The organism is Bradyrhizobium sp., assembly GCF_049581145.1.
Taxonomy (GTDB): domain Bacteria; phylum Pseudomonadota; class Alphaproteobacteria; order Rhizobiales; family Xanthobacteraceae; genus Bradyrhizobium.
Genome location: NZ_JBAURI010000576.1, coordinates 1 through 11,557, shown reverse-complemented (window position 1 = coordinate 11,557; position 11,557 = coordinate 1). Strand labels below are relative to the sequence as shown.

At 65.2% G+C, this 11,557-nt stretch carries 8 protein-coding genes; 7 read left to right on the top strand and 1 reads right to left on the bottom strand.

What is annotated here, in order from left to right:
- The 6 genes from WCB02_RS19165 to WCB02_RS19140 all read left to right on the top strand — a co-directional run.
- On the top strand, positions 1-1,124 hold a 1,124-nt coding region (locus WCB02_RS19165; protein ID WP_423960416.1), incomplete at its 5' end, for an efflux RND transporter periplasmic adaptor subunit.
- On the top strand, positions 1,121-4,228 hold the full coding sequence (locus tag WCB02_RS19160) for an MdtB/MuxB family multidrug efflux RND transporter permease subunit (RefSeq protein WP_423960415.1): 3,108 nt from the start codon (positions 1,121-1,123) through the stop codon (positions 4,226-4,228). The genes WCB02_RS19165 and WCB02_RS19160, both read left to right, overlap by 4 nt.
- A gap of 4 nt (positions 4,229-4,232) precedes the next feature.
- Complete coding sequence (locus WCB02_RS19155; protein WP_423960413.1) at positions 4,233-7,523, top strand: efflux RND transporter permease subunit; 3,291 nt, start codon at positions 4,233-4,235, stop codon at positions 7,521-7,523.
- Positions 7,524-7,586: 63 nt separating this feature from the next.
- Positions 7,587-9,074 (top strand): efflux transporter outer membrane subunit, encoded by a 1,488-nt coding sequence (locus tag WCB02_RS19150; protein ID WP_423960418.1) that lies wholly within the window; start codon positions 7,587-7,589, stop codon positions 9,072-9,074.
- A 14-nt stretch (positions 9,075-9,088) separates the two neighbouring features.
- Positions 9,089-9,391: a hypothetical protein gene (locus tag WCB02_RS19145; RefSeq protein WP_423960412.1), complete on the top strand. Its 303-nt coding sequence runs from the start codon at positions 9,089-9,091 to the stop codon at positions 9,389-9,391.
- Positions 9,392-9,461: 70 nt separating this feature from the next.
- Positions 9,462-9,818 carry a BA14K family protein gene (locus WCB02_RS19140; protein WP_423960411.1) on the top strand — a complete coding sequence of 119 codons (357 nt, stop codon included), beginning with the start codon at positions 9,462-9,464 and terminating at the stop codon, positions 9,816-9,818.
- A gap of 261 nt (positions 9,819-10,079) precedes the next feature.
- Here the strand turns inward: WCB02_RS19140 and WCB02_RS19135 are convergent, their stop codons facing one another.
- Positions 10,080-10,346: a hypothetical protein gene (locus tag WCB02_RS19135; protein WP_423960410.1), complete on the bottom strand. Its 267-nt coding sequence runs from the start codon at positions 10,344-10,346 to the stop codon at positions 10,080-10,082.
- A gap of 815 nt (positions 10,347-11,161) precedes the next feature.
- Here WCB02_RS19135 and WCB02_RS19130 point away from each other — a divergent pair.
- The coding region (locus WCB02_RS19130; protein ID WP_423960408.1) for an MFS transporter at positions 11,162-11,557 on the top strand (396 nt) is incomplete at its 3' end.

Genomic DNA, 11,557 nt, shown 5'->3' with positions numbered 1-11,557 from the left:
CGTCGCTGGCCACCGTGACGATCCGGAGCCAGATCAGCGGCTATTTGATGAAGATCGATTTCAAGGAAGGCGACGAGGTCAAGAAGGGCGACCTGATCGCGGAAATCGATTCAAGGCCCTATGAGGCGACGCTGGCGCAAGCCAAGGGACAGCTGGCGCGCGACGAAGCGCAGCTCAAGGGCGCGCAGGTCGATCTGACGCGCTATCAGGGACTGGCCGCGCAGAACGCGGTGCCGCATCAGACGCTGGATACCCAGGTCGCGCTGGTCGGCCAGGACCAGGGCACGGTGGAAGCCGACCGCGCCGCGGTCAAGTCGGCCGAGGTGAACCTGAATTATTGCCGGATCCTGGCGCCGAACGACGGTCGCGTCGGACTGCGCCAGGTCGATCAGGGCAATTATGTCACCCCCGGCGACACCAACGGCATCGTGGTGATCACCCAGCTGCAGCCGATCAGCGTGCTGTTCACGGTGCCCGAGGACAATCTGCAGGCGATCGCCAAGCGCCTGCGCGCCGGCGCCTCGCTGCCCGCCACCGCGCTCGATCGCAGCGGCGCGACCAAGATCGCCGACGGCACGCTGTCGACATTCGATAGCCAGATCGATCCCACCACCGGCACGATCAAGCTGCGCGCGATCTTCCCGAATGAGACCGAGACGCTCTATCCGAACCAGTTCGTCAATATCCGCCTGCTGCTCGACACCCACAAGGACGTCACGACGATGCCGACCGCCGGCATCCAGCGCGGTGTCCCCGGCACCTTCGTCTATCTCATCAATGCCGCGGACTCGACCGTTGCGGTCCGACCGGTGAAGCTCGGCATCACCGACGGCGACCGCGTCGAAGTGCTCTCCGGGCTCGCGCCCGGCGACCAGATCGTGGTCGACGGCGCCGACAAGCTGCGTGACGGCGCCAAGATCAATCTGCGGGCGGCGGCCAACGCCAACGCGGCGGCCGGCGCAGCCAACACACAAGCCGGCACGCAAGACGCGACGCAAACTCCGACACAGGACAAACCGCAAGATCAGAATGGCAAGCGCGACAAGTCCGGCGGCGGCAAACGGCGGCGCTCGCAGGACGGGTCGCCGCAAAACGGGCCTCAGCAGAACGGCGCGCAGCAATGAACCCGTCACAGCCGTTTATCCTGCGGCCGGTGGCGACGACCCTGCTGATGATCGCCATCATGCTGTCCGGCATGCTGGCATTCCGTTTCCTCCCCGTGGCGGCGCTCCCCGAGGTGGACTACCCGACCATCCAGGTGCAGACCTTCTATCCCGGCGCCAGCCCCGACGTGATGACCTCCTCGGTCACCGCGCCGCTGGAGGTGCAGTTCGGCCAGATGCCGAACCTGAACCAGATGAGCTCGGTGAGCTCGGCCGGCGCCTCCGTCATCACGCTGCAGTTCGGCCTCGCCATCTCGCTCGACGTCGCCGAGCAGGAGGTGCAGGCCGCGATCAATGCCGCCGGCAACCTGTTGCCCTCCGACCTGCCGGCGCCGCCGATCTACGCCAAGGTCAATCCGGCCGACGCTCCGATCCTGACGCTCGGGCTGACCTCGAAGACCATGCCGCTGACGCAGGTGGAGGATTTCGTCGACACCCGGCTGGCACAGAAGATCTCGCAATTGCCGGGCGTCGGGCTGGTCAGCATCTCGGGCGGCCAGCGGCCAGCGGTGCGGATCCGCGCCGACATCCGCAAGCTCGCCGCCTACGGACTGAACATCGACGACCTGCGCACCACGCTCGGCAATGCCAACATCAATACCCCGAAAGGCAACTTCGACGGGGCGATGCGCGCCTACACGATCAATGCCAACGACCAGATCAGGAATGCCCGCGACTACGCTTCGCTGATCGTCGCCTACAAGAACGGCTCGCCGGTCCGCCTGAGCGATGTCGGCGACGTCGTCGACGGTGCCCAGAACGACAAGCTCGGCGCCTGGATGAACGAGACGCCGGCGATCATCCTGAATATCCAGCGCCAGCCCGGCGCCAACGTGATCTCGGTGGTCCAAGGCATCAAGGCGCTGCTGCCGCAGCTGCAGGCGACGCTGCCGGCCGCGATCGATCTCAACATCCTGACCGACCGCACCATCACGATCCGCGCCTCGGTGGCGGATGTCGAGTTCGAGCTGTCGCTCGCCGTCATCCTGGTGGTGCTGGTGATCTTCGTGTTCCTGCGCAGCACGCGGGCGACCCTGATCCCGAGCCTGTCCGTGCCGTTGTCACTGGTCGGCACGCTCGGCGCCATGTACCTGTTCGGCTTCAGCCTGAACAACCTGTCGCTGATGGCGCTGACGGTCGCCACCGGCTTCGTGGTCGACGACGCCATCGTCGTGATCGAGAACATCTCCCGCTACCTCGAAGAGGGCGAGACGCCGTTGCAGGCCGCGCTGCACGGCTCCGCGCAGATCGGCTTCACCATCATCTCGCTGACGATCTCGCTGATCGCCGTGCTGATTCCACTGCTGTTCATGGGCGACGTGGTCGGCCGCCTGTTCCGCGAATTCGCCATCACGCTGTCGGTCACCATCCTGATCTCCGCGGTGGTCTCGCTCACGCTGGTGCCGATGGCCTGCGCCAAGCTGCTCAAGCCGGAAAGCGAAGCCGACGAAAACGCCTTCCAGCGCTACAGCCGCGAGGGCTTCGACCGCGTGATCGAGATCTACGCCCGGATGCTGACATGGGTGCTCGACCGCCAGACCTTCGTGCTCTTGATCGCGCTCGCGACCTTCGGCCTCACCGCCTGGCTCTACGTGGTGATCCCGAAGGGCTTCTTCCCGCTGCAGGATACCGGCGTCATCCAGGCGATATCCGAAGCGCCGCAATCGGTGTCCTATGCCGCGATGGCGGAACGGCAGCAGCAGCTCGCGAGCATCATCCTCAGGGATCCCGACGTCGACAGCCTGTCGTCCTTCATCGGCGTGGACGGCACCAACACCACGCTCAACAGCGGGCGGATCCTGATCAACCTGAAGCCGCAGGACGTCAGGAAATCCAGCATTTCGACCGTCATGGCGCGGCTCAAGAACGCAACCGGCGCGCTGACCGGGGTCACCCTCTACATGCAGCCGGTGCAGGATCTGACCATCGAGGGCACCGTCAGCCGGACGCAATACCAGTTCATTCTGCAGGATGCGGACCCCGCCGAGCTCGCGGTGTGGGCGCCCAAGCTCGTCGACAAGTTGAAGACGCTGCCGGAATTCGGCGATGTGTCCAGCGACATCTCCGCACAGGGCCTGTCGATCTACGTCGAGATCGACCGCGACCAGGCCGCCCGCTTCGGCATCACGCCGGCGACGATCGACAACGCGCTGTACGACTCCTACGGCCAGCGCATCGTCTCGACGATCTTCACCAACTCCAACCAGTATCGCGTCATCCTCGAAGCCGACCCGTCCCTGCAGAATTCCCTCAAGTCGCTGTCGGACATCTATCTGCCGTCGTCGGTGGGCAGCACCCCTGTTCCGATCTCGGCGCTGGCCAAGATGCGGGAGGAAACCGCGCCGCTGCAGGTCTCGCATCTCGGACAGTTTCCGTCGGCGACCGTCTCCTTCAACCTGGCGCCCGAGGCTTCGCTCGGCGAAGCGGTGACCGCGATCAAGCAGGCCCAGACCGATATCGGCCAGCCGCTCGGCGTGATCACGAGCTTCCAGGGCGCGGCGCTGGCGTTTCAATCCTCGCTCTCCAACCAGCTGTTCCTGATCCTGGCCGCGATCGTCACCGTCTATATCGTGCTGGGCGTGCTCTATGAGAGCTTCATCCATCCCATCACCATCCTGTCGACCTTGCCGTCCGCCGGAATCGGCGCGCTGCTGGCGCTGATGGCCGCCGGCGACGACCTCACCATCGTGGCGATCATCGGCATCATCCTGTTGATCGGCATCGTGAAGAAGAACGCCATCATGATGATCGACTTCGCGCTGGACGCCGAGCGCAACGAGGGCAAGCCGCCGCGCGAGGCGATCTATCAGGCCTGCCTGCTGCGATTCCGGCCGATCATCATGACCACGATGGCCGCCGTGCTCGGCGCGCTGCCCCTGATGATCGGAACCGGCGCCGGCTCGGAACTGCGGCATCCGCTCGGCATCTCCATCGTCGGCGGCCTGCTGCTCAGCCAGGCGCTGACCTTGTTCACGACGCCCGTGATCTATCTCTGGTTCGACCGTTGGGCGGTACGCTTTGCCGGAGGGCCCCGCGGCGTCGGGCAAGCGAGCGGGTCGCTCTGAAGTCATGCAGCCGTCAACTCCCTTCATTCGCCGGCCGATCGCAACCACGCTCCTGACCTTCGGGCTGGCGGCGGCCGGCGCCGTGGCGTTCTTCAAGCTGCCGGTCTCGCCGCTGCCGCAGGTGGATTTTCCGACCATTTCGGTGCAGGCCACCCTGCCCGGCGCCAGCCCGCAGGATGTCGCCACCACCGTGGCAAGCCCGCTGGAGCGCCATCTCGGGCAGATCGCCGATGTCACGGAAATGACCTCGTCGAGCACGGTGGGTTCGACCCGCATCACGCTGCAATTCGGCCTGAACCGGGACATCAATGGCGCGGCGCGCGACGTGCAGGCGGCGATCAACGCGGCGCGGGCCGACCTGCCGACCAGCCTGCGCAGCAATCCGACCTACAAGAAGGTCAACCCGGCCGACGCGCCGATCCTGATCCTGGCGCTGACCTCGGACACCCTGACAAAGGGCGATCTCTACGACGCGGCCTCGACCGTGCTGGCGCAGAAGCTGTCGCAGGTCGACGGCATCGGCGAGGTCGTGGTCGGCGGCAGCTCGCTGCCCGCGGTCAGGGTCGACCTGATTCCGCAGGCGCTCTACAAATACGGCATCGGTCTGGAGGATGTGCGCGCCGCGCTGGCCAGCGCCAATGCGCACAGCCCGAAGGGCGGCATCGACGTCGGCGACCAGCGCTTTCAGATCTATTCCAACGACCAGGCCAACAAGGCCGAGGACTACAAACCCCTGATCGTCGCCTACCGCAACGGCGCCGCGGTCCATCTGACCGACGTCGGCGAGGTCATCGACGGCGTCGAGAACCTGCGCAACGCCGGGCTCGCCAACGGCAAGCCGGCCGTCCTCGTCATCCTGTACCGGCAGCCGGGCGCCAACATCATCTCGACCGTCGACCTGGTCAAGGGGCTGATGCCCCAGCTCCGCGCCTCGATTTCTCCCGCGATCGACATCGCGCTCGGCGTCGACCGTTCGACCACGATCCGGACCTCGCTGCGCGACGTCGAACGCACGCTGATTCTTGCCGTGATGCTGGTGGTCGTCGTGGTGTTCGCGTTCCTGCGGAACCTGCGCGCGACCATCATCCCGGTCGTCGCGGTCTCGGTCTCGCTGGTCGCCACCTTCGGCGTCATGTACCTGATGGGCTACAGCCTCGACAATCTGTCGCTGATGGCCCTGACGGTCGCGACCGGCTTCGTCGTCGACGACGCCATCGTCGTGCTCGAGAACGTCACCCGCTACATCGAGGACGGCCTGTCGCCGCTGCAGGCGGCGCTGAAGGGCGCCAACGAGGTCGGCTTCACCGTGCTCTCGATGAGCATCTCGCTGATCGCGGTCTTCATCCCGATCCTGCTGATGGGCGGCATCGTCGGCCGCCTGTTCCGCGAATTCGCGATGACGATCTCGATATCCATCCTGATTTCGCTGGCGGTTTCGCTGTCGACGACGCCGATGATGTGCGCCGTGCTGCTGCGCGGCGAGACCGGCGAGGGCCATGGCAGAATCTACCAGCTCAGCGAGCGCTTCTTCGACGCGATGCTGGGCTTCTATCGTTCGACGCTCACCGGCGCGCTCGAGCATCCGCGGTCGATGATGCTGATCCTGGCCGCGGTGCTGGGCCTCAATTTCTACCTCTACGGCGTCATCCCGAAGGGCTTCTTTCCGCAACAAGATACCGGCCGGATCATCGGCATCATCCAGGCGGACCAGAGCATCTCGTTTCAGCTGATGCAGCAGAAGCTGACGCAGTTCGTCAGCATCATCAAGAAGGATCCCGCCGTCGACACCGTCGTCGGCTTCACCGGCGGCGGCCAGACCAATGGCGGCTTCATGTTCATGTCGCTGGTGCCGCTCGGCGAGCGCCACCTTTCCGCCGACGGCGTGATCGCGCGGCTCAGGCGGCAGATGGCGGTGGTGCCTGGAGCAACCCTGTTCCTGCAGGCGGTGCAGGACATCCGGGTCGGCGGCCGGGCCTCCAATGCCCAGTATCAATTCACGCTGCAGGCGCCCACGCTGGAGGAATTGCAGGAATGGGCGCCGAAGATCACCGCGGCGCTGCAGCAGCAGCCGACCATTCTCGCCGACGTCAACAGCGACCAGCAGAGCAAGGGACTGGAGTCCGATCTGGTGATCGACCGCGACGCCGCGGCGCAACTGGGCATCACCGTCAGCCAGATCGACAACACGCTGTACGATGCGTTCGGCCAGCGCCAGGTCTCGACCATCTACGTCGCCCGCAACCAGTATCACGTCATCATGGAGGTGGCGCCGCGCTACTGGCAGAATCCGCAGACGCTGAGGGATGTCTATGTCTCGACCTCCGGCGGCTCGGTCGGCGGCTCGCAGGCGACCAACGCGGTGGCGGGGACCGTCGTGAATTCGGCCACGTCGAGCGCGGCGGCTTCCGCCAACGCCCAGGCCGCGCGGAATCTGGCGACCAACTCGATCGGCGCTACCGGCAAGGGCGTCGCCTCGACCGGGTCTGCCGTCGCCACCACCCAGGAAACCATGATCCCGCTGGCTGCGGTGGCGCGCTTCACCCAGGGGACGACACCGCTCGCGGTCAACCATCAGGGGCTCCTGGTCGCCACCACGATCTCGTTCAACCTGCCGCCAGGCGTGTCGCTGAGCAAGGCGGTCGCCACCATCGACGCCACCATGAACAGCATCGGCGTCCCGGCCACCGTGCGCGGAAGTTTCCAGGGCACGGCAAAGGCGTTCCAGGATTCTCTCAACAACCAGCCGTTTTTGATTCTCGCGGCCCTCATCACGATCTACATCGTGCTCGGGGTGCTCTATGAAAGCTACGTCCATCCGCTGACGATTCTCTCCACACTGCCCTCAGCAGGCGTCGGCGCGCTGCTGGCGCTGATGGTGTTCAAGACCGAATTCAGTATCATGGCGCTGATCGGCGTGATTCTGTTGATCGGCATCGTCAAGAAGAACGCCATCATGATGATCGATTTCGCGCTCGAGGCCGAACGCGTGCGCGGCCTGGACCCGCTGGATGCGATTCGCGAGGCCTGCCTGCTTCGCTTCCGTCCGATCATGATGACGACCATGGCGGCCCTGCTCGGCGCCGTCCCGCTCGCGATCGGCATGGGTGACGGCGGCGAGCTGCGGCAGCCGCTCGGCATCGCGATCGTCGGCGGCCTGATCCTGAGCCAGGTCCTGACGCTTTATTCGACACCTGTGATCTATTTGTATCTAGACAGATTTCGGCTCTGGAGCCAACGTCTCCGGAGCGGCACGGTCCGACATACGCCCGGGCCATCCCTGCAACCGGGCGAGTAGATGCCAACAGCCTTGTCAGTCCATGTCCTGCGACGACCCCGGCGCCATGCCTGGATCGACCTCGTGCGCGGCAATGTCCGCGGCAGGCTTCGCGCGGGCTGCGCGCTGTTTGCGCTCGCGGTCAGCCCCGGCCTGTCGGGCTGCATCCTTGGATCGGAGCGGCCCGCGCTCGATCTCGACATGTCCGCAAGCTATCGCGCGGCGGCCAAGGGCGATGCCGACGCGGCGCTTCCGGTGCTCGACTGGTGGCGCGGCTTTCGCTCCAGGGAACTGACCGCGGTGATGGACGCGGCCCAGACCTCCAACTTCGATATCGCGGTGGCGATCGCGCAGCTTGCGCAGGCCGATGCCCAGGTCGGGATCACCGGCGCGCCCTTGTTGCCGACGGTCACCGGCAATGCGAGCGCGCAGCGCGACCATTCGGGCTCCGGAGGCAGCAGCGTGGGTGCGACCGGGGCCACCGGTGTTACCGGAGTCACCGGCGGCGGCTCCTCGACCACCACGCTGTTCAGTACAAATATCACCGCGAGCTACATGCTCGACTTCTGGGGCAAGAACCGCGCCGCGCTTTACGCGGCGGAGGAGAACGCGACGGCATCGCGCTACAATCGCGAGGTCGTCACGCTGACCACGATCGTCACGGTGGCCAACACCTATTTCGAGATCCTCGCCGCCCAGGACCAGTTGCGCGTCACCCGCGAGAACCTGGCGGCGGCCGAACGCATTCTTGCGCTGATCAAGAACCAGTTCAATGGCGGCACCGCGTCTCAGCTCGACCTGTCGCAGCAGGAAGCGCTGGTTGCGACCGAGCGCGCGGCGATCCCGCCGCTCGAGGTCACGCTCGGGCAGAACATTGCCGCGCTGGCTTTGCTGGTCGGCCGCGCGCCGGCCAATTTCACCGTGCATGGCGGCTCGACCAGCCAGATCGCGGTGCCGCGCGTCACGCCGGGCCTGCCTTCCGAATTGCTCTATCAGCGTCCGGACATCCGTGAGGCCGAGGCGCAGCTCGCCTCCTCCAATTTCAGCGTCGAGGCCGCGCGCGCCGCATTCTTTCCACAGATCCAGCTGACCGGCACGACCGGCTTCCAGAGCGCGGCGCTGGCGTCGCTGTTCACGCCGGGCGCGTGGTTCTACACGCTGACGGCCAGCCTGACCCAGCCGATCTTCGACGGCTTCCTGCTGGAAAGCGAACTGAAGCAGGCCAAAGGCGTGCAGCTGCAGAACCTGCAGGCCTACCGCAAGGCGGTCGTGTCCGCCTTCGCCGACGTCGAGAAGGCGCTGATCGCGCTGCAGAAGGATACCCTGCAGGAGCGTTTGCAAAAGGACGTCGTGAGCGCCTCGCGCAAGGCCTTCGACGTCGCGGAAGAACAGTTGCGCGGCGGCACGGTCAATCTCATCACCGTGCTGCAGACCCAGCAGACCCTGTTCACCGCCGAAAACACCCTGGTGCAGGTGCGGCTGGCAAAGCTTCTCGCCGCCGTCAGCCTGTTCCAGGCGCTGGGCGGCGGATGGACCCCGGCGGGAACGCTGGTATCCCTGGCACAACGATGAGGCTGGAGCGCGCCGTGAAAAGCCTGGTGTTCGCGATCGCACTGACGCCGATGCTGGTCGGCATGCACGCCGCGCGCGCCGAACCGCCCCGCATCCGCGTGATCCCGCTTGCCTTCGGCATGAGCGAGGAGCAGGCTTCGCAGGCGCTCGGCGTCCCCCTGAACTACGTCCGCGGCCGTCCCGGCGACGAGCTTCTGCTCGCGCTGCCCGACGTCAAGGGCACCACCCTGTCAAGCCGCAGCGATGGGCTTTATCTGCAGTTTCGCAAGGGACGGCTGACGGGCTGGAAAGGCGATTGGGGGACCATTCGTCCATGACGAGAATGGATGGGCTGTCATGAGCAGAGCAGGACTTGTCAGAGCGAGATTCGCAGGAAGAATGGCCGCGATGGTCGTGGCGGCCCTCGCCGCAACGTCGGCGTTCGCGCCGGCCTTGGCGCAGGACTTGGGCGTTCGCCCGCTCCGTTACGGCAACACCAGCCCCTGGTCGTATGACGGCCGCGACGACCCGCGCGACTTTCCCACCAACGGTTTCTTTCCCGGCAATTACGCCGCCGACCCCGGCAGCGCCTGGCTCGGCGTCGAAGGCCTGTTCGCCGGCAATTCCTATCGCTCCCCGCAGGCCTATCCCTCGCAGGTCGTGATCGGCGCAACGCCCGCGCCCGCCGCCTGCCAGCGCTATCGCTCCTACGACCCGGCATCCGGCACCTTCGTCGGCCGGGATGGCGCGCGGCATCGCTGTTAGCTGGCAACAGATCTTTTGGAGGGTGTCCGTCGAACGCGAATTCCGGACAAGAAAAGGCAGCGCGGAGGATGGGTTGAGCCCTTCGCGAAACCCATCATGTTCGCAACCAAGATGATGGGTATCGCTTCGCTCCACCCATCCTACGCACTCACCACCGGCGCGTGAGGCGAACCAATCCGGCGCAGCTTCCCGAGCCGTTGCCACGCCGCCATCGCGCGGGTCTCCGGCGCAGAGCTGCCGCCGAGACTCCAACCCGCCCTGTCAGGCTCCGCACCTCAAGGCGTCATCCGTGACGATGCCGGCGAAGCGCGCGACCCGCTGCAGATGAGAGATCGCGCCGTCAACATTGGACAGGGCCTCACGACGCGAACGCCCGGTGGCGACCAGCGCGGGGACGTTCGGACTCGTCACGCGCCAAAGGCCGGTTTGGTCCTGCTCAACGACCAAATTTAGCGATTCAGCCATCATACACCTTCCAATTGCAAAAATTTCCAGTTGTTCCAGCCCGCACCACACGTTGAAGGTCAATGGCGATTAAAAGTATATCCGGGTTTTCCCGGCCCCTCCCCAAGAAAACCCGCGCTGTGGCAAATGGGACCGCTTGTGGCCTTCAAGACCTGACGGGGCATGGGCGCATCTTTCGGCGAACGCCGTTCCGATGTTCCCATGTCAATGCACAGTATCAGGCAGGCCGCCATGTTCGCGCGCACGCATCCATGACGCAATTGGATGGATAAATCCCAAGAGCTCCTGGTCATGTAGTCAGGGTTCGGATCACGTTACGGATACGGTTACGGTTGAGGCCTGTTGTCCGGTCAGTCATCCTTACCCAACGGTGACGCTCATCATGGCCATGAGCTCTCCCCCTCCCAAAGTCGGTGAAATGCTCGCTTGTCACGCCGCAATCCCGTGACATACTTGCAGCGCGAATGATTGAGATCGTGCAGCGTCTGGGAGCTGCCAGTGATGCAGTCCAGGGATGTTTGATCCCGGGCTCACGTCTCACCGCCATCGAGGCGGAGCGAATTCGTCACAGCTTTTCCTGAACTTGCGATTGGCGGCTTCGCTTCCTCCCGACGTTGGAGCATTTTCCGGAAAGGCATGCCCTCGGGCCGCGACCCGATGGGCGAACACCGGCTTTCCGCAGGAAGATGCGACCGACGAAGGACAACCGGAGCGTTATCCGATTCAACGTCATCGGACGACGCTGCAGCGCTCAGGCCGCGCAGACGGCCGCGTCGATATAGGAGCTGCTCAAGCACGTCAGGAGGAAAGCGATGACAATGACAGCCGAGATACAAGGCCAGCTCCCATGGTGGAAGGAGCCCACCAGGGATCAATGGATGGCATGGATCGCCGCATGGCTGGGCTGGACCCTCGATGCGTTCGACTTCACCATCTTCCTGCTGATCATGGTGCCCATCGCGGAATCGTTCCACGTTCCGCTGATCGAAGTGACCGCCGTCTTCACCGTCACGCTGTGGCTGCGGCTGGTGGGCGCCACCGGCTCCGGCTGGCTCGCCGATCGTGTCGGGCGCAAGACGCCGCTGATGATCTCGATCCTGTGGTATTCGCTCTGCAACCTCTTCGCCGGCCTGTCGCCGAGCTTCGCGCTGCTGTTCCTGTTCCGCGCGCTGCTCGGCATCGGTATGGGCGCGGAGTGGCCCGCCGGCGCCGCGCTCGCCATGGAGTCGTGGCCGGCTCGATCGCGCGGCCTGATGAGCGGCCTGCTGCAGGGA

Coding starts and splice junctions, on each gene's coding strand:
- WCB02_RS19160 (WP_423960415.1), top strand. CDS start 1,121: ATGAACCCGTCACAGCCGTTTATCCTGCGGCCGGTGGCGACGACCCTG.
- WCB02_RS19155 (WP_423960413.1), top strand. CDS start 4,233: ATGCAGCCGTCAACTCCCTTCATTCGCCGGCCGATCGCAACCACGCTC.
- WCB02_RS19140 (WP_423960411.1), top strand. CDS start 9,462: ATGGTCGTGGCGGCCCTCGCCGCAACGTCGGCGTTCGCGCCGGCCTTG.